Below are 21,542 nucleotides of genomic sequence, written 5' to 3' on the forward strand. Positions count from 1 at the left end.
CCTCTTTTGCTGCTTCTTGAGGCAGCGGCCCCTTCCGACTTCCGCTGCCACAGGCAAGCATTGCCCGAACAAAAACCAATAGGGGATACATCATGTTCCACCGCCTTGGCCTGTGCGCGGCGCTGCTGCTGACCGCCTCGCCGCTTGCCGCCGAAACCGCCATGCCTTTCGCACTCGACTGGAAATTCGAGGGCCCGGCCGCGCCTTATGTGCTGGCCGCCGACAAAGGGTATTACGCGGCCGAAGGGCTGGACGTGACCGTGACCGAAGGCGCAGGCTCGCTTGACGCGATTCCGAAAGTGGCGACGGGCGCCTATCCGGTGGGCTTCACCGACATCAACAGCTTGATGAAGTTCCTCGATCAAAACCCCGGCGCGCCGGTCAAAGCGATCATGATGATCTATGACAAGCCGCCTTTTGCCGTGGTGGGCCGTAAATCTTTGGGCGTGGAAGCCCCCGCTGATTTGGAAGGCAAAGTGCTTGGCGCACCGCCGCCGGATGGCGCTTGGGCGCAATTCCCGATCTTTGCCGCCGAAAACGGCCTTGATATGAGCAAAATCACCGTGGAACCCGTTGGCTTCCCGGTGCGCGAACCGATGCTGGCCGAAGGTAAGGTCGCTGCGATCACCGGCTTTTCTTTCACATCGACGCTCAACGCCGAACGTCTGGGCGTGCCCGCGGATGATGTGAGCCTGATCCTGATGGCCGATTATGGCGTGGCGCTTTACGGCAACGCGATCATCGTCAACACCGATTTCGCCGCAGACCACCCGACCGAAGTGACTGGCTTCCTGCGCGCCACTGCCATGGGCTGGAAAGATGCCATCGCAGACCCGGCGGCGGCCGTGGAAGCGCTGGTGGGCAAAAACCCCGCTGCCGATGCGAGCCTTGAAGAACGTCGTCTTGGCTTGGCGATCTCGGGCAACGTGCTGACCGATTACGTTAAAGAGCACGGTCTGGGCGGCGTGGATGCCGAACGCTTTGCCAAAGCGATCGACCAGCTTTCGACCACCTATGAGTTCACCACCAAACCGTCGATGGGCGATATATTTGACGCCTCCTTCTTGCCGACGGATGGCAGCCTGAACCTGCAATAAGACCACGGGATGTGGTCATAGGGGCGGCACGGCCTTGTTCCTTCCGCTGTGTCGCCCCGACGAATTCCGGGCCGCGCGTCAAGCGCGCCCGTTGCCTTTGGGGCTTACATGACAAAATTCATAGACATCAAAGGCGTGAAGCACGCCTATCGCACCAAGAACGGCCCGCTTCCGGTGCTGGACGGGCTGGATATCGAGGTGCCAGAAGGCACGTTTTGCGCTGTTGTTGGCCCCTCGGGCTGCGGGAAATCCACCCTCACCCGGCTCGTTTCGGGGCTGATGAAACCTGATAGCGGCGCGGTGGTGCTGGCAGGGGAAGAAGTGGCAAGCCCACGCAAAACGGTGGGCATGGCGTTTCAAAACCCGGTCATGCTGGAATGGCGCACGATCTTGCAAAACGTGATGCTGCCCCTAGAAATCGTTGCCCCCAGCATGGCGAAAGCGGAGGCCGAGGGCCGCGCGGCGCATTTGCTGGACATGGTGGGGCTGAAAGGGTTCGAGAACAAGAAACCCTCTGAGCTTTCGGGCGGCATGCGGCAGCGTGCCAGCCTGTGCCGTGCTTTGGTGCATAAACCGCAAGTTCTCATCATGGATGAGCCCTTTGGCGCGCTGGATAACTTCACGCGTGAAGACCTTTGGCAAACGATGCGCGATCTGCGCGCGGCGGAGCCGTTTACCTGCGTGCTGATCACTCATGATCTGCGCGAGAGCGTGTTTTTGGGCGACCAAGTGGTGGTGCTCTCGGGGCGGCCTGCGCGCACGCAATATGTGCTGGATGTGGACCTGCCCGCCGACCGCACGATTGATATTTTGTATGAACCCAAAGCCGTGGAAATGCTGCACCTGTTGCGCGACCAAATCCGCATGGCACAGGGCCGCGACGGAGACATGCACTGATGGAAACCGCGCAAAAAATCCTAGTGCCGCTCTTGGCGATCTTAATCTTTTTGGGTCTGTGGGAAGCGCTGGTCTGGATCAATAACTGGCCAGATTACAAAATGGCCTCCCCCTCTGACCTGCCGCCTGCCTTCATGAAATATAAGGCGCTCTTTATCTCGGGCGGATGGGAAACGCTTTGGCGCACCGTCGCGGGGCTGGTGCTTGCCGTGATCTTTGGCACCGGGCTTGGCATGGTCATGGGCTTTTCGCGTATTGCCCGCGCCGGGCTTTACCCGCTGCTTGTGGGCTTTAACGCGATCCCCAAAGCGACGCTCGTGCCGGTGATCGCGCTGGTGTTCATTGGGCAATATGACTTCAACACCGTCTTGATGGCGTTCTTGATTTCGTTCTTCCCGATTGCGGTCTCTGTCGGCATCGGCCTTTCAACGCTCGAACCCGAATACCGCGATATTTTGGCCGCGCTTGGGGCCTCCAAATTCACGATCTTTCGGAAGATCGCGCTGCCCAAAACCTTGCCCGAGTTTTTTGGCGCGCTGAAGGTGTCGGTTACGCTGGCTTTCATCGGCACCAATCTGGTGGAAATCGTCAGCCCGCATGGGCGCGGCCTCGGGGCGTTGTTCCTCTCTGGCCAAACAAACTCCGACTATCCGTTGATGTTTGCCGTGCTGATCGCCCTCGCTGCGCTGGGGATCGTGCTCTACTACGCCGTGGTCGCGCTTGAGCGGATCTTTGCAGGCTGGGCCGAGCGCAATCCGGGCTGATCCCCACGCCAAAGAACAAACACGTTAAGGCCCGGGCGCTTCGCTCGGGCCTTAACGTTTCGCGGCGAAGAAATCTTTCAGCAGCTTTTCGGCGGGCTCCGCGGCGATGCCGTCATAGACCTCGGGCACATGATGGCACTGGGAATGCGCAAAGATACGCGGGCCTTGCGCCACGCCGCCTGATTTTGGGTCTGCCGCGCCATAATAAACCCGCGCAATCCGCGCATTTGAAATCGCCGCCGCACACATCGGGCAGGGTTCCAGCGTCACATAAAGATCGTGCCCCGGTAGCCGCTCAGACCCCACCGCCGCGCAAGCCGCACGCATGGCGAGAATTTCAGCATGCGCGGTAGGATCACAAAGTTCGCGCGTGCGGTTGCCTGCGCGCGCGACGACCACGCCCGATGGCGCAACCACCACCGCGCCCACCGGCACCTCGCCCCGCTCTGCCGCCGCGCGCGCCTCGGCCAGCGCCTCATCCATATAGCTGCGAAAATTCATCCCCCTTCATCGCGCGCAAACCATTCCCCATCAAGCCGCTTTCCAAGCCCAAGCGAAAGGTGTAGGAGGGCACCTTCGCCCGCGATGGTCGCGCGCCCCCTCCCCTTGAAGGATCAGATATGGCTGATGCCCCCAATCTCCCCGAATCCGCTGAACGTATTGCCAAAGTGATCGCCCGCTCTGGTGTGGCCTCGCGCCGCGATGCTGAGAAAATGATTCTCGCAGGCCGTGTGACCGTGAATGGCAAGCGGATCGAAAGCCCCGCGCTTGACGTGCTGCCCAATGACAAAGTGGCGATTGACGGCAAGCCGATTGATGCGCCGCAAGAAACCCGGCTGTGGCTTTATTACAAACCCCTTGGCCTTGTGACGACCGAAAAGGACGAACAAGGCCGCCGCACGATTTTTGATGAAATGCCCGAGGGGATGCCGCGCGTTTTGAATGTGGGCCGGCTCGACCTCAACTCCGAAGGGCTGCTGTTGCTCACCAATGATGGCGGGCTGAAGCGCCGGTTGGAACTGCCCGAAACCGGCTGGCTCCGCAAATACCGCGTGCGGGTGAATGGCCGCCCGCTGTCTGACACGTTCAACCCGCTGCGCGAAGGGCTGACGATTGAGGGCGAAGATTTCCAACCGATGGAAGTTTCGCTCGACCGTCAGCAAGGCGCGAATGCGTGGCTGACCGTGGGCATTCGCGAAGGCAAAAACCGCGAAATTCGCCGCGCGATGGCCGAGGTGGGGATGACGGTGAACCGGCTGATCCGGGTCAGCTACGGCCCGTTCCGCCTCAATGACATGCAACCCGGCGATGTGATGGAAGTGAAGCGCAAATTGCTGCGCGATCAGCTGGGCGACAGGCTGCTGTTTGGCATTGAAGATGGCAAACCCTCCCGCGCCGAGCGTGAAGAGGCACGCGGCGCCCGTCGCGGCCCGAAACCGGGCGGCAGAGGCGAGTTTAAACCGCGTGACGCGCGCGGCGAAGATGGCGAGGCCCCGAAAAAAGGCTTTGGCCGTCAGCGCGATTTCTCGGAAGGCGCGGAGCCGCAGGCGCGCAAGCCGCGCGCGTTTGGCTCGAAATCGCATCACGATGATGATCGCAAACCTTTCTCCCGGCGTGAGGATGGGGATCGCAAACCCTTCGCGCGTCGCGAGGACGGGGACCGCAAGCCCTTCGCCCGTCGGGACGATGGGGACCGCAAACCCTTTGGCCGCCGCGAAGATGGCGAGGGCAAACGCCCGTTCAAGCCGCGCTTTGACGGCGAGAAAAAACCTTTCGGCAAGCGTGACGATGGGGATCGTAAACCGTTCGGCAAACGCGAAGACGGGGACCGGAAGCCTTACCAGCGCCGCGAAGACGGCGAAGGTAATCGCTCCTTCAAGCCGCGTTTTGATGGCGAGAAAAAGCCCTATGGCAAGCGCGACGATGGGGATCGCAAGCCCTTCAACCGGCGTGAAGATGGCGACCGGAAACCCTATGCCCGCCGCGAAGACGGGGACCGCAAACCTTACGCCAAGCGCGAGGATGGAGATCGCAAACCCTACGCGAAACGCGAAGACGGCGACCGCAAGCCCTACCCGCGCCGTGACGACGGGGATCGTAAGCCTTATGCCCGCCGGGAAGATGGCGACCGTAAGCCCTTTGGTAGCCGTTCGGGCGGGGACAAGCCGGGCTTCAAATCGGCGGGCTTCAAAAGCCACGGTGGCAAACCCGGCGGCAAGCCGCGCTCCGAAGGGTTCAAAAGCCACGGCGACGATGCCCGCAAAGGCGGAGACTTCAAACCGAGCAGGTTCAAAGGCGGCAAACCCGGCCCGAAACGGGGCTAAGAGCAGCCTTTAAAGCACAAGGGCGGGGCAACACCCCGCCCTTTGTTTGTCGCGGCCCCTTTTCCTGCGCGGCGGCTGCGCTTACCTTTGAGGAAAGCGCCCGAAAACCGGAGGCCCCATGTCGCGCAAGACGCTTCAGAGCATTGCTTTTTACCTGCTGCTTGCGCTGACCTTCTCGGTCGCGCTGAAAGGCACGGTCTAAAATGGCGCAGCGTTTTGGCGGCAAATACTCGCCCAAAGGCTATGCGGGGGTGGCCCCCGACCGGCTGCCGGAAACCGCGCACAGCCATCCGATGACCCGCCGCCTCGTTTGGGTGGGCGTCGCGGCGGTGCCGTTTTTATTCAATGCCTTTGGCGGGGGGCCGGTGGCGCTTGCTCGTGGGCTTGGCGGTTTTGCACTGGTGGCAGGCGCGGTAGTGCTGATCCGCGAAGGGCTCAAGGCCGAGGCCGCTTGGGCCGCGCGCAAAGTGGCCCGCCGCCCCGCCCTGCCCCGCAAGGCGCTTGGTGCGGTGATCTTGGGCCTTGGGCTCGCCACCGGCGCGCAAGCCCCGGAAATTGGGATCATCGGGGCCGCCGTGATTGGCGTGATTGGCGCGGCGCTGAGCCTTTTTGCCTTTGGCCTCGACCCGATGCGCGACAAGGGTATGGAAGGGATCGACCCGTTTCAACAAGATCGCGTCGCCAAAGTGGTGGCCGCTGGCGAAGAACAGCTCGCGGCGCTTAATGACGCGATCACCCGCGCAGGCGATGCCCGGCTGACCGCTCGTGTGGCCGGTTTTGCAGGGACTGCACGGAAGCTCTTCCGGGCCGTTGAGGAAGACCCCGGCGATCTCAATGCCGCGCGGCGCTATATGACGGTGTATCTGTCTGGCGCGCGCGCCGCCGCGGAGAAATTTGCCGATCTTTGGGCAAGCCGCCAAGATGCCAAAGCCCGCGCAGACTTTGAGGCGCTTTTGGATGATCTTGAGGCCAATTACACGGCCCGCACCGCACAGCTTTTAGAAGAGGGACGCGAAGGTCTTGAAATTGAAATAGAAGTTCTGCGTGAGCGGTTGGCACGCGAGGGCCTTGCCCCCGCATCGGACCATACTGCCTAAGCGCGATTTCCGTTTCCAAGCCGGAAACCGAGCGTTTTTCATCCCTCAAGGATTCACCCTGTCCAAGCCATAATCTGGCCCCGCTTGGCCGTAAGTTTACGAAAAATCGTAGCAGGTGAACCATGTTGAAGACCCTTCCGCCCCCCGCCGTTTCCGTTGCTCTTGCACTGGCGCTTTCCGCCTTTGTGGCATTGGATGCCGAAGCCTCCGCCAGCACCGAGGCGGACACGCTGGCCAATCTTCCCAGCGCAATTTTTGGTTTTTTGCGCAGTGCGGCGGTGTTTTTTGTGGCCCCTGTGGCACTGGCAATGGTGTTTTGGCACCGCAACCTGATCAGCCATGCGCATGCGCTCATTCTGCGCGTGTCGATCCGCGCCTCGGCATTGCGCCCAGCCCCTGTCGATGAGCCCACGCCCCTCGCCCCGGCGAAACACCTCGCCCAAGGTGGTCACATCGACCATGAGGTGAAATTGCGCATGACCGAAGTCCATCGGCAATTGCGCGCGCGTGCGCCTGAATTGTTGCCCGTTTTTGCTGATTGTCGCGCCGCACAGGCCCGCCTCTTGTCTCAAGCCCGGCAGCATGAAGATGGCCTGCCAGAGGCGGAGCGGATGCTGATCGGCGGGTTGGTGCAGATCGAGACGGCAACGCGCAAACTTTCGCTTGTTCTTGACGACGCGACGAAGGAACATACGTTTGGCAACTTCGTGGATACGCTCGAAAAAGTGACGGGCGACACATTAGATTGCCTGATTGCGCTACGCGCCCATGCCAAGGGGGCGCAGCAGGGGATGCAGATCGGGGGCGAGGCGCATCACGCCTGACAGGCCGCCCCCAAATGGGGGTGAAGCATGACCGAAACGATCCGCGTGCAGGCCGCGCAGGCCGGGGCTGAAATTGAAGCCGTTGCCGCGCTGACATTGCCGGAACCAACAGCGGATCTTGTGCCGCTTGAGGCCGCGCCCGCGCCTGTGGCCGCAGATATTCGCAACCGGATGGCGGAAATTGACCTCAGCGATACTGGCTCGATCATTCAATTTGGCGCGCGGGCGCAGACGGATTTACAAGCGATCAGCCAAGAAATGCTGGCGGATGTGAAAGCGAAAGACCTTGGCGCAGCGGGCGATAGCCTGAGCGCAATGGTCAGCGCTTTGCGCGGCTTTTCCGAAGGCGAATTGGACGTGCGCCGGGAGCGTTCGCTTTGGGAAAAAATCACCGGGCGCGCCGCCCCCTTTGCCCGGTTCCTCGCCCGTTATGAAGCGGTGCAGGGCCAGATCGACACGATCACCGATACACTCTTGAGCCATGAACAACGGCTTCTGATCGACATCAAAGCGCTTGATCGGCTTTATGACAAAACGCTGAAATTCTACGATGAACTCGCGCTTTACATCGCGGCGGGCGAGGCGAAGCTGGCCGAAGTTGACGCTGAAATGATCCCGACCAAAGAGGCGGCCGTTGCCGCCGCGCCGGAAGCCGAGCAAGTGCTGCGGGCGCAGGAACTGCGCGATCTGCGCGCTGCACGCGACGACCTTGAACGCCGGGTGCATGATTTGAAACTCACGCGTCAAGTCACCATGCAATCCCTGCCCTCGATCCGGCTTGTGCAAGAAAACGACAAGAGCCTGATCACCAAGATCAATTCCACATTGGTCAACACCGTGCCGCTGTGGGAAACGCAACTGGCACAGGCGGTGACCATTCAACGCTCGGCCGAGGCCGCCTCGGCGGTGAAGGAAGCCTCTGATCTGACGAACGAGCTTTTGACCGCAAATGCCAAAACCTTGCGCTCGGCCAATCAGATGGTGCGCAGTGAAATGGAACGCGGCGTGTTCGATATTGGGGCCGTAAAAGCCGCGAATGAAGAGTTGATCGCGACGATCGAGGACAGTCTGCGGATTGCCGATGAAGGCAAGCGCAAGCGGGCCGAGGCGGAAACCGAACTTGTGCGGCTCGAAGGCGCTTTGCGCGACACGCTCGCCTCGGCGCGCGCAAAGCCGGTGCAGGGCTGATCATGCAGCAGCGCGCGTGGGGGCGCATTTCTGCTTTGGGCCGGGGCGCGAGCACGGCTGTGCTTTGCTTGGCACTTGCGGGCTGTATCGAGGCGCCTTTCGGGCAAGGGGGAATGCGGCAATCGCCCCGCCCCGCCCCCGCGCCCGATGTTGTGACCCCGCAAAGCCCCGAAAGCTTAGCCGTTGCCGCCTATTACCAGCAGATTGAAGACACGCTGAAGGGCCGTGGGCTGTTGCGCACAGATGTCGCCCCGCGCGATGCGCCTATCACCACGCATCAACTGATCGATGATTTCATCCATATCGCGCTTTATGACGAATATTCTTCTTTCGGCGGCACCTATATTGCCCGCCCAACGCCCTCGCGGCTGCGGCGCTGGCAGGTGCCGGTGCGGATGTCTGTGGAATTTGGCGCCTCGGTGCCGCTGGAACAGCGCAGCCAAGACCATGCGGTGATTTCCGCCTATGCCGGGCAATTGGCAAGCGCCAGCCGCCACCCAGTGCAAGTGGTTCCTGCAGGCGGCAACTTTACCGTCTTTGTTGTCAATGAAGATGAGCGTCGTGATCTTGGCCCACGGTTACAGCAGTTGGTGCCGGGCATCGACCCGGGGTCGGTCGATGCGATCACCAATCTTGCCCCCTCCACCTTCTGCGTGGTTTTTGCCTTCTCGGAAGGGGCGGCCCCGGCCTACTCGCGCGCTGTTGCCGTGATCCGGGCAGAGCATCCGCCCACGCTGCGCCGCTCTTGCGTGCATGAGGAACTGGCCCAAGGCCTTGGCCTTGCCAATGATTACCCCCATGCCCGCCCCTCGATCTTCAATGATGACGAAGAATTCGCACTGCTCACCCGCCATGATGAGCTGTTGTTGCGAATGCTTTACGACCCGCGTCTGCGCCCCGGCATGGCCGAGGCGGAGGCGCGCCCGATCGTGACCACCATCGCCAGAGAATTGATGGGCGGCAGCTAAGAGGACCAGATGGGCATTTTCGACTTTCTCACCGGCGAATTCATCGACGTCATTCACTGGACCGATGACACCCGCGACACCATGGTCTGGCGGTTTGAGCGCGAGGGCCACGAAATCAAATACGGCGCCAAGCTCACGGTGCGCGAGGGGCAAGCCGCCGTTTTCGTGCATGAAGGGCAATTGGCCGATGTCTTTGGCCCCGGCCTTTATATGTTGGAAACCAACAACATGCCGCTGCTGACCACGCTGCAGCATTGGGACCACGGCTTCAACTCGCCCTTCAAATCCGAAATTTACTTCATCAACACGACGCGCTTCACCGATCAGAAGTGGGGCACCAAGAACCCGATAATCTGTCGGGACCCGGAATTTGGCCCGGTGCGGTTGCGCGCCTTTGGCACCTATGTGATGCGGGTGGCAGACCCGGCGAAGTTTCTGACCGAAATCGTGGGCACCGATGGCGAATTCACGTCGGATGAGATTTCGTTCCAGATCCGCAATGTGATCGTGCAAGAGTTTTCGCGCGTGCTGGCCAGCGCCGGGGTGCCGGTGCTCGACATGGCCGCCAACACCGCCGATTTGGGGCGGCTGGTGACCAAGGCGATTGATCCGCTGGTGGCGGCCTATGGGCTGTCGATTTCCGAATTTTACATCGAAAACATCAGCCTACCCGAGGCGGTGGAAGCGGTTCTGGATCAACGCACCTCGATGGGGGTGGTGGGCGATCTCAACCGCTATATGCAGTTCAACGCCGCCCAAGCGCTGGCCCAGCCGGGCTCGGCCATGGGGGCAACCATGGGCGCCACGATGGGCGCGGGCATGGCCGCAGGAATGGGTGCAATGGCCGCGGGCCCATGGGGGGCACCTGCCGCCGCGCAGCCTGTGACGGCGCCTGCGATAGCCCCGCCACCACCCCCCCCGCCGCCGGTGGAAAAGGTCTGGCATCTGGCCGTGAATGGGCAAACGCAAGGGCCTTATGGCCGGGGCCATCTGGGCCGCATGGTGAGCGAAGGCAGCTTTAGCCGCGACACGCTTGTTTGGACCGCGGGGCAAGACGGCTGGCAAAAAGCGGGCATGGTGCCCGAACTGGCGCAGCTCTTCACCATTGCGCCCCCGCCGCCTCCGCCCGCAGTCTAAGCAAGGCACCGTCTTATGCCTGTCCCCATCACCTCGCGCAGCACAAGCGAGCATCATTACCCCTGTGAAAGCTGCGGGGCCGATTTACGCTTCGCCCCCGGACAAGACCAACTGGTCTGCGATTATTGCGGCCATCAGCAAACGATTCCGCAGGCGCTTGGGCGGGGCGCATCTGGCCTGCGCGAGATTGATTTGGCCACTGGCCTTGCGGCACGTCTGCCCGAAGCAGAGATGGAAAGCCATCGCACGGCGAAATGTCCGAATTGTGCAGCGGAGATCGCCTTTCAGGGGGCAAATCATGCCTCTGAATGTCCGTTTTGTGCAACTCCGGTGGTCGTCGATACCGGGCTGACGCGGCTTATCAAGCCCCAAGGTTTGGTGCCCTTCACCCTAACCGAGGCAGAGGCGCGCAAAGCTGTGGGGCAGTGGCTCGGCAGCTTATGGTTTGCGCCGAACGGGCTCGTGCAATACGCGCGGCGCGGGCGCAAAATGACCGGGATCTACGCCCCCTTCTGGACCTTTGATGCCGATACGCACAGCAGCTATAGCGGCGAGCGGGGCGACGCCTATTACGTCAGCCGCCAAGTGCAGGTGCGGGTCAATGGCAAGATGCAAACCCGCACCAAGCAAGAACGCCGCATTCGCTGGAGCCCGGCTTCGGGGCGCGTGGCCCGGGTGTTTGATGATGTGCTGATCTACGCCTCCCGCTCGCTGCCGCCCGCCTATTTGCATGCGCTGCAACCATGGGATTTAAGCGTGCTCACCGCCTATCGCCCCGATTATCTCGCGGGGTTTGAGGCCGAAGGCTATACGGTGGAACTCGCCCAAGGCCACGCCGAGGGACGCGCCGAGATGGCAAAAGTGATCGCCTCGGATGTGCGTCGCGATATTGGCGGCGATGAGCAGCGCATCCACAGCATTGATACCGCCTTCTCGGAAGAGACCTTCAAACACATCCTGCTGCCCATCTGGACCGCCGCCTATAAATATCGCAACAAGTCCTATCGCTTTGTTGTGAATGCACAAACCGGCGAAGTGCGGGGGGACAGACCGTGGTCGGCATGGAAGATCGCCTTTGCCGTTTTGGCTGCGGCCGTGGTGATTGGCTTGGGCATCTGGATCGGAAATCTTCAACAATACTGAATTATTGCACCCCTCCCCGCTTGGCGCTATGGATCGAAAAAACGGGAGGGCAAAATGATCCTGAGTTGTGGCGAAGCGCTGATCGACATGTTGCCGCGAGTAAGCACCGAGGGTGAGCCTGCTTTCGCCCCCCATGCGGGCGGCGCGGTTTTCAATACGGCGATTGCACTTGGTCGGCTTGGCGCGCCTGCGGGGTTTCTGTCCGGCATCTCTACAGACATGTTTGGCGAGGTGCTGATTGAGACCCTGGCCGCCTCGGGCGTCAATGCCGATCTGGCAATCCGCTCTGACCGGCCAACGACGCTTGCCTTTGTGAAGCTGGTCGATGGCCATGCAAGCTATGCGTTTTACGATGAAAACACCGCTGGGCGGATGCTGGTACCTGATGATCTGCCGGACATTCCGCGCAATGTGCAAGCGCTGTTCTTCGGCGGGATTTCCTTGCCGGTCGACCCTTGCGGCGGTGCTTATGAAGCGCTGTTGATCCGTGAAGCCGCGCTGCGTGTTACGATGATAGACCCGAATATTCGCCCCGGTTTCATCCGCGACGAGACGGCCTATCGCGCGCGCCTCGGACGGATGATGGCGCTCTGCGATATTGTCAAAGTCTCCGACGAAGACCTGCGTTGGCTGGAAGGCCCGGGCGAGATTGAGCTACTTGCTCGGCAACTTTTGGTCCGCGGGCCGAAGGTGGTGTTCGTTACCGAAGGCGCAAAAGGCGCGCATGCGTTTACCGCCGATCTTTCCCTTTTCGAACCAGCACGCAAAGTGACAGTGGTGGACACTGTTGGTGCGGGCGACACGTTCAATGCTGGCGTTTTGGCCGCGCTGGACCTGGCCGGTGCGCTTGACAAAACCGCCCTTGCGGCCGCAGATGCGCCCATCTTGCAAGCCTGTTTGCAACTTGGTGTGGCAAGTGCCGCGATCACCGTAAGCCGCGCAGGCGCCAACCCGCCTTGGGCAAAGGAATTGGAATGAGAGCGCTTATCCAACGCGTCAGCCAAGCAAAAGTTGAAATCGGCGAGCGCCTTACGGGCAAAATCGGCAACGGCATGCTTATCCTTGTGTGTGCCATGCAAGGCGATACAGAGGCAGAAGCCGAGAAACTGGCCGCCCGCATTTCCAAGCTGCGCATTTTCAAAGATGAGGCGGGTAAAATGAACCGCGCGATCGGCGATATTGGCGGGGCTTGCTTGGTGGTCAGCCAATTCACCTTGGCCGCAGATACCTCGCGCGGGAACCGCCCCGGCTTCTCCACCGCCGCCGCCCCCGAAGACGGCAACCGGCTTTACGAGCACTTTTCGAACGCGCTGCGCGGGCAGGGCCTTGCCGTTGAAAACGGAGAATTCGGCGCCGATATGGCGGTGAGCTTGGTCAATGACGGCCCTGTCACGATCTGGATGGACACGCAAGACCGCGCTTAAATCGCGACGATTTGTCAGATTTCCTTGACTTTGGGGCGCAAAAGCCCCACCTCGCAACCATCCCGTGTTCGCTGCCGCGTGAGCAGCCGCGCCGATCAGGCGCCTGAACCGGGTCATTGGCCTCACATTCACGCGGGGGGCCGGGTGCAGGTTGCACCACCCGCCCGCCTTCCCCCGGTTATCCGGGGGCTTGATCCCGTGCGCTTGCGCGCACCCTGCCCTTTTGCGCTTTGGCGCATCACGAAAGACAAACCTTTGGAAAACTTCAACGACCTCGGCCTTGCGCCGATGCTTTTGCAAAATCTGGACGGCTTGGGGCTGCACAAGCCCACGCCGATTCAGGCAAAATCCATCCCCCATATCGTGCGTGGGCGCGATATTTTGGGTCTTGCGCAAACCGGCACCGGCAAAACCGCCGCCTTTGGTCTGCCAATGCTGACCCGCATCATCGCCTATGGCAAACGCCCCACGCCCAAAACCGTTCGCGCGCTGGTGCTTGCGCCAACGCGCGAACTGGCGAGCCAAATCCATGACAACCTCGCCGCTTATGCCAAAGACGCGCCGGTGCGGATTCAACGTGTGGTGGGCGGTGCCTCGCTGAATGTGCAGGCCGAACGGCTTGCCAAGGGCTGCGATGTGCTGATCGCCACGCCGGGCCGCTTGATTGACCTGATCGAGCGCCGTGCCGTCGTCTTGAGCGAAACGAAATATCTGGTGCTGGATGAGGCCGACCAGATGCTCGACATCGGGTTTATCCATGCGCTACGCCGCATCGCCAAGCTGATCCCGGCAAAACGGCAAACGCTGCTGTTTTCCGCGACAATGCCGAAGCTGATGGATGAGCTTGCGCAAAGCTACCTCAACGACCCCGTCCGGATCGAGGTTGCAACCGCTGGCAAGGCCGCAGATAAAATCGACCAAGGCATCCATTTCACCACCCAGGGCGAAAAGGCGGCCCTTCTGGCGGAATATGTTTCGCGCCATCCGGGCGAATTAGCAGTGGTGTTCAACCGCACCAAACATGGCTCAGACAAGCTCGCCAAGCTTTTGGAAAAATGGGGCTTTTCAGTTACGGCCATTCACGGAAACAAAAGCCAAGGGCAACGGGAACGGGCGCTGGCCTCGTTCCGCGCGGGTGAGGTGCAGGTGCTCGTGGCAACGGATGTGGCTGCGCGCGGGCTCGATATTCCGCAGGTTGCGCATGTCTATAACTATGACCTGCCGAATGTGCCGGAAAACTACGTGCACCGGATTGGCCGCACAGCGCGCGCGGGCCGTGATGGCCGGGCCGTCGCCTTCTGTGGCCCGATGGAAATGAGCGATTTGCGCGCGATTGAGGCCGCGATGGGTGCGCGTATTCCGGTGATTGGGGGCGAAGTGCACCCCGAGGGCGGCACACGCCCGCCGCCGGGCCAACAAAACCGGGGCAAGAAACCGCATCGCGGCCAAGGGCCGAAACCGGCGCGCCCCGCGCAAGAGAAGCCCGCTGCAACTGATGCAAAACCCGCACAGAAACCCACGCAAAAACGCCGTGGTCCGCCGCGGGGCAAAGGGAAACCTGCGCAAGGTGGAGGGGATGCCCCGAAGCGCCCGGCCCGCGCGCAACGCGGCCATTGATCTAGCGCGCCGGGCAGCCCTCTGCTCGGCGCCTGCCCTCTTGCCACAGCGGCGCGGCATTGCCATAAGCCCGCATGGCCAAGCTTTACTTCCACTTTTCGACGATGAACGCAGGCAAAAGCACGCTTTTGCTGCAAGCCTCTTACAACTATATCGAACGCGGCATGGACACGCTGCTGATCACCGCACGCCTTGATGGCCGCGCGGGGGAAGGACAGATCGCCAGCCGCATCGGCATTGGCGCGAAGGCAAGCTGCTTCAGCGAAACAACTGATATGTTCGATTTGATCAAGCGCAGGCTCGATCAAGGCGCTTGCGCCTGCGTTTTTGTTGATGAAGCACAATTCCTGACCGAAGCGCAGGTCTGGCAATTGGCCCGTGCAGTGGATGATCTAGGCGTGCCCGTGATGTGCTACGGGCTACGGGTAGACTTTCGCGGCCAACTCTTTCCCGGCTCGGCAGCGCTTCTGGCCCTCGCCGATGAAATGCGCGAGGTCCGCACGATATGCCATTGCGGGAAGAAAGCGACGATGGTTGTGCGCCTTGGCCCCGATGGCAAAGCGCTGCATGACGGCGCGCAGGTGCAGATCGGCGGCAACGAAACCTATGTCTCGCTCTGCCGCCGCCATTGGCGCGAAGCCATGGGCGAGGACTTACCCAAATGCTGATCAAGGCGCCCCGCCCTATCGGCCACGTGTTGGCCAATCCTCAAGCGCAAAGCTGATCCCTTGCGGGGCAAGCCATGCCGCGAACCGCGTGATTTTCTCATGCATCTCGCAGGTGTGTGTGTGACGTGCCATCTCTGCCGCATAAGCGATTTGCAGCGCCACCTGACGTTCCTTGGGAAGGCCTCGCCATCGTGTCACGCCGGGGCTCCTTGTAATTCCTGCAATGCGCTCCGATATATTCCATAACACGAATGCAATGGAGACCAAGATGACAGAAGGGCTGCGCATGACCTGTCTGGACTGCGGGCAGGCGAACCGGGTTCCGGCCGACAAGCTGGGCGCGGGTCCGAAATGCGGTGTTTGCGGCGCGGCATTGATGACCGGGAAGGTCAGCGCGATTGACGCCGATGTGCTTAGCAAAGCCGCGCGTGATGACGTGCCGCTCATGGTGGATTTCTGGGCGCCGTGGTGCGGCCCCTGCCGGCAAATGGCGCCGCAATTTCAAACGGCTGCAGCGCAATTGGCTGGGCAGGTTCGGTTAGCGAAGATCGACACGCAAGCGCATCCGGAAGCGGCGCAACGCTATCGCATCCAAGGCATCCCAGCCTTCATCTTGTTCGCGAAAGGCCGCGAAGTGGCCCGCGCCGCAGGCGCCCGCCCTGCCGCTGATCTGGTGTCTTTCGCACGCGCCAAACTCAGCGCAAAGAGCAACGGCAAGCAAGGCGCCCGCGCCTGAAGCCCTTTCCCAAGGCGCGATGAAAAAATTGTTCAAGAACTTCACGAGAGCCGCTTGACAATACCCGCGCCTTGGGCGAAACACCCCCACACGGCGAGGGGCTGTAGCTCAGTTGGGAGAGCGCATCGTTCGCAATGATGAGGTCAGGGGTTCGATTCCCCTCAGCTCCACCAAGCCGTCCAACACCTGAAAAGCAGCTGCAAAATCAGTGACTTAAAAAAAGTTGCTGACCATGCTGACACCACCATGCTGACCAACTATGTTTGAAGCCTCCCTGATCAGTGGACAGTTCTTCCCGAGACCGCAGACGCGTCCACGACTCACGCTAGATCGCACCTGATTACCCGCTGTGCGAGGCTCTACGCCGCCCGAGATGCGCGGAGCGAGAGACCAAAGACCCAGCCCCAGAGAAGCGCACAGGGTGTCCAAATTGGCCATGTCAGGGTGGACAGATGGTGCCACCTTTGCGCCCGTTCAGGTTCACCCAAGAGGCTCCGGCAGGTCGAGGCGCAGGCAAGAGTTCCCCCCCGTCCCGCGCCGCTGCTGCGACAACTTTACGTTGCGCATTTCCCGACTTCCTCATTAGGCTTCTTCGCATTGGCACTCTTCGCATGCGCCCTCGTTTCGCGCCGCGTTGGAAGGAGTTCGTTTGTAATGACGATCAAGTTTATCCCGCCGGAACGCCATCGCGATTATATCGGTGCCCTCACCGCTGTCCTGAGTGCCGCTGCGGGGGTCTACACGCTGAACCCTTTCAGCACATCCGCCCAAGCCTCCAATATCTGGAAGGCGTTCAAGGGCGTCGAAACGGCCACGCCCGAGAACCTCGCTTGGGTCTGGTTGAATGCAACGATCACCCTTGCGGCGAACGAGTTCCTAGCCTTCATCGCGCGCGAGAATGAACTGATGCTGCAGGCGCGGGATGGCGCGGTGGAAGCCTTCCTGAAAGCCGCAATTCCCGAAGAGATCACCGCAGAATTCAACGATGGCGCACTCCGCAGCCCGGTGACGCATGAGGCGTTCCAGCCTGCCCGCAAGGCGATCATCGCCTTCGTGTTGGCCCTGACGCGCATCACCCTGTTCGACGAAGAAACCAGCCAGAAGGAACGCTATCAGCGCGAGTTCGACCGCCACCTGAACCGCGCTTCGGCCTATGTCTTCTCGGCCCATTATGATCGGCTAAAGCCGCTCGAGACTGCGGTTACCGGCCCCGCAACCGAAGCCATGCGCCGCGAGGCGGCTTGGGCGCGGCACTACGACTGGATTCACCGCAAGGTCGATACCGAGCCTGTGTTCTCTCCCGACGGCACCGTGACGACCCCCTTGAAACCCCTTTACCTGCGCCCACGGGCCTATTGGCACGAACTGCTGCGCGAAGATGACGAGGCTGGAGACAAATCCCGCTACCGCGCACATCTTGGCGATCTGCACCAAACGCTCGAAGACTGGCTCGCCACCGACGATGCGAAGGGGATGAACACTTTGCGCCTCATCGCGGGCGGCCCCGGCTCGGGCAAATCCTCTTTCGCCAAAGTCTTCGCTTCCGAGTCCATCCTGCGTGAGCGTTATAGGGTTATCTTCGTCGAGCTACAGCACATGCGCTCGATGACAGGGGAACTCCTGAGCGACCTCACGAGCTACCTGAAAAGGCGGCCCCCTTCAAAGGTGACAGAAGGGACGCCGGGGCTCCCCGACAATGCGCTTCAATGGGCCAGCGACGAAAACCGCCCGTTGCTTTTGATTTTTGACGGGCTCGATGAACTCAGCTTCGTGGGCGATCATGCGGCAGAACTGACCCGCAAGTTTATCCTCAGCGTCCGGCAAATGCTGATTACGCAAAACGCCGAGGGCACTTGGCTTCGCGCACTGGTGCTTGGGCGCAACGCCGCCATCCAGTCGGGAATGCGAGAGGCGGATATCCCGATGCATCTTTTGCTCAACGTCGCGCCTATCCGGAAACTTACTCAAGATGACCTAAAGCCTCCACGTTACAGCTCACCTGATGAGCGACGTGATAAATGCGAATTCCCTGACCTATCCAGACTCCCATCGAACCTCACACGCGACCAGCGCCCCGCATACTGGCTCAACTGGGCCAAAGCGCAGGGCGAAATCGCCCCGACGCCAAAGGCGGTCACGGATGAAAGCCTTTCCGATCTGAATGTCGAGCCCCTGCTTCTGCACCTGCTCATCCTTTCAGACTATTGCGGCGAACAATGGAAGGAGGCCGCAGAAAACCGGAACTTGGTCTACGAGGATATTCTCGCCAAGGTTTACCGTAGAAACGCGGAAAAGCCGAATAACCCGCGTGCATGGAGTGAAGACCAATTCTTCCATCTCATGGAAGCCCTTGGCATCGCCGCATGGCGCGGCAATGGACGAGCCGGGACAGAAGCCACCTTCGACGCGGTTTGCAAGCGCCATGCGCGGCATCTTTTCAAAGGCGCGTCTGGGCCGCAGGTGCCCGATATGGACAGCGTTATCCTTCAAACCCATGCGCGCCCGATCGATGGCCCCGACGCCGGGTTCGAATTCATTCACAAAAGCTTCGGCGAATACTTAGTCGCGAGAGGGCTCGTGACTGCGGCCATTAGGTTGCACAAAAGGTGGACATCTGAAGCGAATGAAGAGGAGGAGAGCTATTTCGCCCTTATTTGGGCGGAACTGGTTCGCGATGCGGCGCTCACCGCCGCGGCCCTTGGCGCAACTTCGAAGCCGTGGAATACGCAACGCTCGAATGGGTGGATTGGTTCAACAACCGTCGCCTGCTTGAACCAATTGGGAACATCCCGCCGGCAGAAGCAGAGGCCAATTTCTACGAAGCTCTGGAAGCTGAAGCCATGGCCGCGTAACTAACCCAAATAAGCCTCCGGCAAACCCGGGGCGGTTCATAGCCTGCCCCTGCACCATGATTTATCCCACCATGGCGACTCGGCGCAGTCCCTACCCCAAGGCACTTTCTCGGAGAGGTCCGCCCCCCCCTATCACCTTGGCGCATTGCGACACCTTCGGGCCGCGGTCTGCCGCCATCACTTCAAAGTGGAAACCAACATACAACTCGTCCCGGCCACGAATTCACGATCCGTGTTTTCGAGAACAGCATTCACGCGAAACGACTTACTTGCCAGATCAATGATAGGATCCGCGAACACCACCGTGGCGGAAACAATCGCGCCGCTCTCGGTGCGGATCTTCACCTCTTGGCCCGCATCAAATTGACCAAAACGCTCTGACGGGACATCGATTTCGACCAGAAGTTGAGACAAATCAACGATCCGCATCGCGGCGGTGTCTTCCAGCATCTCGCCCTCTTGGACGGCGATAGATACAACAATCCCATCATGCGGGGCACGTAGATTGAGGCGCTCGAGTTCAAGCTCCATCTCGCGGGCAGAGGCGGCCTTGACAGCGAGGTCTGTTTCCCGCCGGTCGCGCTCTTCGGCGATCATCACACGGCCCAGCATTTCGGCCCGCTCCATCGCACGCTCGGCTTGCCGGAGTTCTGCAAGGCTGCGCTCGTAGCGCGCCGGCATCCCAGCCCCGTCCAAACGCATGACGATATCGCCCGCATGAACCTCTTGGCCTAATTGAACCACAACCTCCTTGACCAACTCACGCCCGGAAAAAGAGAGGTTGGTATCTTTGATCGGGGCCAGCAAACAATATCCGCTCTCCCCTTCTTGAGCCGCTAAAGGAGAGGCCAGAAACGCGAGTAAAACACTAGTCCGCACGCGTAAATGCCAACAGCTCATTCCGTTTTTCCTCGCTCTTAAGGAGTTTCAGCCGCCGATTGCGGCGATGTTTTTCCAGCCGGTTCCGTCGCCACTCAACGTAGGGGAAATGCACACGCACCGCCAAGGGCTTTGATAGAGACAGTATCCGACTGATCCCCTTGCGCATTGTTTTTCCGATAATCCGCTTCAATTCGGGCTCATCTAGCGCATGCGCAATATCGTAGCTGCCGGGGTCGCCCTGACGCCCCGCACGCCCGAACAGCTGGCGTTCCAAGCGGCTGGTATCGAGCGCATCAAGGATGATGACATGCAGCCCGCCAGCATCCTTAACCCCCTGCGGCAACTTAATATCTGTTCCACGGCCTGCCATGTTGGTCACAACCGTCACACGACCGGCTTGGCCTGCCGTCGCGACGATCTCTGCCTCTTCTTCCAAACGTCGCGCGTTGAGAACGTCATGCGGCCGCCCCACTGCGGTCAAGGCATCGCTGACCTGCTCGGAAAGAAGAACACTGGACACGCCGATCAAAATAGCGCGCCCCTCCGCAGCCATCCGGTCGGCGCGCGCAATTGCCCAGTCCAGCTTCTCCGCTGTGGTCTCAAAGACGTGCCGCTCCAGCATTTTCCGCTGAACGGGGCGATGGGTTGGCACCTTGGCGATGGGCGTTGCATAGGTTCCGGACAATTCTCGGCGGACCTCTTTGATCGTGCCGCTCATCCCCGCAAGCTTGTGATACCTGCGGAAAAAGTTTTGGAAACTCTGCTTCGCAATCACAGCGCGGTTTGAACTGACCTCAAGACCTTCGCGGTATTCGATGACCTGCTGAACACCCCAAGGCAGCGTGCGGTCGGGTGTCGGGCGCCCCGTCTGCGGATCGACCAGAACGATTTTATCCTCTTCCACGATATAGTGGACATCTTTGGTGAAACGGTCCTGCGCCATACGCGCTTTGGAGATCATCTCTTCCGCGATGGCGAGTGACTTCCATTCAGGCGCGGCATCGGGGATTTCCCGGATCAATCGGATCAATGCCTCGGGCCGCAAGCCACGATACCCCAAAGCATCGGGTGCTTCCCAAACGTCCTCTGACGCGGTCGCCACCAAGTCTATCGCTTGCCCCACGAAAGCTTGTGACAAGGTATCATCGACAGGTTCGGTCAAAATCAGCGGGATATTTGCCTCGTCGATCAGCACCGAATCCGCTTCATCAATCAGCACAAAATCGAGGCGATGCACCAAGGGCCCGCTCTGTTCAAAAACCCGACCAATCCCCGCAAGCTGCAACCGATAGGCCAAGGGGGAGGCCCGCTCAACACGGGCGCGTTCGCGCAAATAATCGAACACCAGTTCTTTGTTCGCGCAGTAGGTGACATCACAACCGTAGGCCTGCTTTTTGGCGGCAGGCTCCATATCGTGAATGGCGCAGCCGACGCTTAGGCCCAATTGCTCCAAGATAGGGGTGACTTCCTCGGCATCGCGTTGTGCGAGATAATCGTTCACGGTCACCACATGCGCCCCACAGCCGGCCAAACCATGAACCGCAACAGGCAGCGTTGCGGTGAGTGTTTTCCCCTCACCGGTCGCCATCTCCGCGAAATGCCCGGTCGAGAGCAGCAAACCCGCCTGCAATTGCGTATCGTGAAACCGGAACCCGCGCGCCCGGAACAGCGCCTCATCCACGACCGTCATCACGGCCGCCAATTTACGGAGCGTCACCGGGCCAGACGCCAAGGCTATGCCAGCCGCACGGGCTTGGTCGCGCAAGTCATCGGGGGACAGATCGGCCAGCGAACCACGGGCCGTGGTGACCCGTTCAACCAAGCTGAGCCGCGATCTTTTGGTGCGAAACCGGAGCTTGCGCCATCGGTTCAACAAACCCCATTCCCGCTTTTCGCTCGCCAAGATTTCCCGCTCAGGCGGGAA

Annotated in this window: 19 protein-coding genes, 1 tRNA gene and 1 pseudogene; 17 read left to right on the forward strand and 4 right to left on the reverse strand. The window is 60.7% G+C overall.

The window, feature by feature from the left end; all coding sequences use genetic code 11:
* Positions 1-92 precede the first annotated feature (92 nt).
* From BW967_RS05520 to BW967_RS05530, 3 genes are all read left to right on the forward strand, one after another.
* Complete coding sequence (locus tag BW967_RS05520; protein ID WP_076484066.1) at positions 93-1,097, forward strand: ABC transporter substrate-binding protein; 1,005 nt, start codon at positions 93-95, stop codon at positions 1,095-1,097.
* A gap of 108 nt (positions 1,098-1,205) precedes the next feature.
* The gene (locus BW967_RS05525; RefSeq protein ID WP_076484067.1) at positions 1,206-1,994 is read left to right on the forward strand and encodes an ABC transporter ATP-binding protein; all 789 of its coding nucleotides are present in this window, start codon (positions 1,206-1,208) and stop codon (positions 1,992-1,994) included.
* Entirely contained in the window at positions 1,994-2,758 is a 765-nt protein-coding gene (locus tag BW967_RS05530) for an ABC transporter permease (RefSeq protein ID WP_076484068.1), read from the forward strand. Before BW967_RS05525 ends, BW967_RS05530 begins: the two co-directional genes overlap by 1 nt.
* A gap of 51 nt (positions 2,759-2,809) precedes the next feature.
* On the opposite strand, the gene BW967_RS05535 is transcribed toward BW967_RS05530, so the two are convergent.
* Entirely contained in the window at positions 2,810-3,259 is a 450-nt protein-coding gene (locus tag BW967_RS05535) for a nucleoside deaminase (RefSeq protein WP_076484069.1), read from the reverse strand.
* 119 nt (positions 3,260-3,378) lie between these two features.
* Between BW967_RS05535 and BW967_RS05540 the strand changes: the two genes are divergently transcribed.
* From BW967_RS05540 to BW967_RS05590, 11 genes are all read left to right on the forward strand, one after another.
* On the forward strand, positions 3,379-5,082 hold the full coding sequence (locus BW967_RS05540; RefSeq protein WP_076484070.1) for a pseudouridine synthase: 1,704 nt from the start codon (positions 3,379-3,381) through the stop codon (positions 5,080-5,082).
* A gap of 203 nt (positions 5,083-5,285) precedes the next feature.
* On the forward strand, positions 5,286-6,179 hold the full coding sequence (locus BW967_RS05545) for a 5-bromo-4-chloroindolyl phosphate hydrolysis family protein (protein ID WP_076484071.1): 894 nt from the start codon (positions 5,286-5,288) through the stop codon (positions 6,177-6,179).
* 122 nt (positions 6,180-6,301) lie between these two features.
* Entirely contained in the window at positions 6,302-7,003 is a 702-nt protein-coding gene (locus tag BW967_RS05550) for a hypothetical protein (RefSeq protein ID WP_076484072.1), read from the forward strand.
* A 27-nt stretch (positions 7,004-7,030) separates the two neighbouring features.
* Positions 7,031-8,191 carry a toxic anion resistance protein gene (locus tag BW967_RS05555; protein WP_076484073.1) on the forward strand — a complete coding sequence of 387 codons (1,161 nt, stop codon included), beginning with the start codon at positions 7,031-7,033 and terminating at the stop codon, positions 8,189-8,191.
* A 2-nt stretch (positions 8,192-8,193) separates the two neighbouring features.
* Entirely contained in the window at positions 8,194-9,159 is a 966-nt protein-coding gene (locus BW967_RS05560; RefSeq protein ID WP_076484074.1) for a DUF2927 domain-containing protein, read from the forward strand.
* A gap of 9 nt (positions 9,160-9,168) precedes the next feature.
* A complete protein-coding gene (locus BW967_RS05565) occupies positions 9,169-10,296 on the forward strand; it encodes an SPFH domain-containing protein (protein ID WP_076484075.1) in 1,128 nt (375 codons plus the stop codon).
* Between the two features lie 15 nt (positions 10,297-10,311).
* Positions 10,312-11,439, forward strand: a complete 1,128-nt coding sequence (locus BW967_RS05570) for a TFIIB-type zinc ribbon-containing protein (protein ID WP_076484076.1) — start codon at positions 10,312-10,314, stop codon at positions 11,437-11,439.
* 54 nt (positions 11,440-11,493) lie between these two features.
* Positions 11,494-12,417, forward strand: coding sequence for a carbohydrate kinase family protein (locus tag BW967_RS05575; protein ID WP_076484077.1), 924 nt, complete (start codon positions 11,494-11,496; stop codon positions 12,415-12,417).
* Positions 12,414-12,863 carry a D-aminoacyl-tRNA deacylase gene (dtd, locus tag BW967_RS05580; RefSeq protein ID WP_076484078.1) on the forward strand — a complete coding sequence of 150 codons (450 nt, stop codon included), beginning with the start codon at positions 12,414-12,416 and terminating at the stop codon, positions 12,861-12,863. The genes BW967_RS05575 and dtd overlap by 4 nt, the downstream gene beginning before the upstream one ends.
* A 255-nt stretch (positions 12,864-13,118) precedes the next feature.
* Positions 13,119-14,480: a DEAD/DEAH box helicase gene (locus BW967_RS05585; protein WP_076484259.1), complete on the forward strand. Its 1,362-nt coding sequence runs from the start codon at positions 13,119-13,121 to the stop codon at positions 14,478-14,480.
* Positions 14,481-14,554: 74 nt separating this feature from the next.
* Positions 14,555-15,148, forward strand: coding sequence for a thymidine kinase (locus tag BW967_RS05590; protein WP_076484079.1), 594 nt, complete (start codon positions 14,555-14,557; stop codon positions 15,146-15,148).
* Positions 15,149-15,163: 15 nt separating this feature from the next.
* Here the strand turns inward: BW967_RS05590 and BW967_RS18490 are convergent, their stop codons facing one another.
* Positions 15,164-15,346 carry a hypothetical protein gene (locus BW967_RS18490; protein ID WP_139327799.1) on the reverse strand — a complete coding sequence of 61 codons (183 nt, stop codon included), beginning with the start codon at positions 15,344-15,346 and terminating at the stop codon, positions 15,164-15,166.
* A 70-nt stretch (positions 15,347-15,416) separates the two neighbouring features.
* On the opposite strand from BW967_RS18490, the gene trxC reads away from it, so the two are divergent.
* From trxC to BW967_RS05620, 3 genes and pseudogenes are all read left to right on the forward strand, one after another.
* Entirely contained in the window at positions 15,417-15,884 is a 468-nt protein-coding gene (gene trxC, locus BW967_RS05595) for a thioredoxin TrxC (protein ID WP_076484260.1), read from the forward strand.
* Positions 15,885-15,981: 97 nt separating this feature from the next.
* Positions 15,982-16,057: transfer RNA gene (locus tag BW967_RS05600), tRNA-Ala, on the forward strand.
* A 2,511-nt stretch (positions 16,058-18,568) separates the two neighbouring features.
* Positions 18,569-18,736 (forward strand): annotated as a pseudogene (locus BW967_RS05620) (IS3 family transposase); the annotation flags it as partial.
* 177 nt (positions 18,737-18,913) lie between these two features.
* On the opposite strand, the gene BW967_RS05625 reads toward BW967_RS05620, so the two are convergent.
* Positions 18,914-19,636, reverse strand: coding sequence for an efflux RND transporter periplasmic adaptor subunit (locus tag BW967_RS05625; protein ID WP_083951974.1), 723 nt, complete (start codon positions 19,634-19,636; stop codon positions 18,914-18,916).
* Positions 19,605-21,440 carry a preprotein translocase subunit SecA gene (locus BW967_RS05630; RefSeq protein ID WP_175610419.1) on the reverse strand — a complete coding sequence of 612 codons (1,836 nt, stop codon included), beginning with the start codon at positions 21,438-21,440 and terminating at the stop codon, positions 19,605-19,607. The genes BW967_RS05625 and BW967_RS05630 overlap by 32 nt, the downstream gene beginning before the upstream one ends.
* Positions 21,441-21,542: the final 102 nt, after the last annotated feature.

This window comes from Rhodobacter aestuarii, assembly GCF_900156655.1.
GTDB classification, from domain to species: Bacteria; Pseudomonadota; Alphaproteobacteria; order Rhodobacterales; family Rhodobacteraceae; genus Rhodobacter; species Rhodobacter aestuarii.

Excerpts from the sequence above, each read along its gene's own strand:
- BW967_RS05520 (WP_076484066.1), top strand. The coding sequence starts at position 93 with ATGTTCCACCGCCTTGGCCTGTGCGCGGCGCTGCTGCTGACCGCCTCG.
- BW967_RS05525 (WP_076484067.1), top strand. The coding sequence starts at position 1,206 with ATGACAAAATTCATAGACATCAAAGGCGTGAAGCACGCCTATCGCACC.
- BW967_RS05530 (WP_076484068.1), top strand. The coding sequence starts at position 1,994 with ATGGAAACCGCGCAAAAAATCCTAGTGCCGCTCTTGGCGATCTTAATC.
- BW967_RS05535 (WP_076484069.1), bottom strand. The coding sequence starts at position 3,259 with ATGAATTTTCGCAGCTATATGGATGAGGCGCTGGCCGAGGCGCGCGCG.
- BW967_RS05540 (WP_076484070.1), top strand. The coding sequence starts at position 3,379 with ATGGCTGATGCCCCCAATCTCCCCGAATCCGCTGAACGTATTGCCAAA.
- BW967_RS05545 (WP_076484071.1), top strand. The coding sequence starts at position 5,286 with ATGGCGCAGCGTTTTGGCGGCAAATACTCGCCCAAAGGCTATGCGGGG.
- BW967_RS05550 (WP_076484072.1), top strand. The coding sequence starts at position 6,302 with ATGTTGAAGACCCTTCCGCCCCCCGCCGTTTCCGTTGCTCTTGCACTG.
- BW967_RS05555 (WP_076484073.1), top strand. The coding sequence starts at position 7,031 with ATGACCGAAACGATCCGCGTGCAGGCCGCGCAGGCCGGGGCTGAAATT.
- BW967_RS05560 (WP_076484074.1), top strand. The coding sequence starts at position 8,194 with ATGCAGCAGCGCGCGTGGGGGCGCATTTCTGCTTTGGGCCGGGGCGCG.
- BW967_RS05565 (WP_076484075.1), top strand. The coding sequence starts at position 9,169 with ATGGGCATTTTCGACTTTCTCACCGGCGAATTCATCGACGTCATTCAC.
- BW967_RS05570 (WP_076484076.1), top strand. The coding sequence starts at position 10,312 with ATGCCTGTCCCCATCACCTCGCGCAGCACAAGCGAGCATCATTACCCC.
- BW967_RS05575 (WP_076484077.1), top strand. The coding sequence starts at position 11,494 with ATGATCCTGAGTTGTGGCGAAGCGCTGATCGACATGTTGCCGCGAGTA.
- dtd (WP_076484078.1), top strand. The coding sequence starts at position 12,414 with ATGAGAGCGCTTATCCAACGCGTCAGCCAAGCAAAAGTTGAAATCGGC.
- BW967_RS05590 (WP_076484079.1), top strand. The coding sequence starts at position 14,555 with ATGGCCAAGCTTTACTTCCACTTTTCGACGATGAACGCAGGCAAAAGC.
- trxC (WP_076484260.1), top strand. The coding sequence starts at position 15,417 with ATGACAGAAGGGCTGCGCATGACCTGTCTGGACTGCGGGCAGGCGAAC.
- BW967_RS05625 (WP_083951974.1), bottom strand. The coding sequence starts at position 19,636 with ATGAGCTGTTGGCATTTACGCGTGCGGACTAGTGTTTTACTCGCGTTT.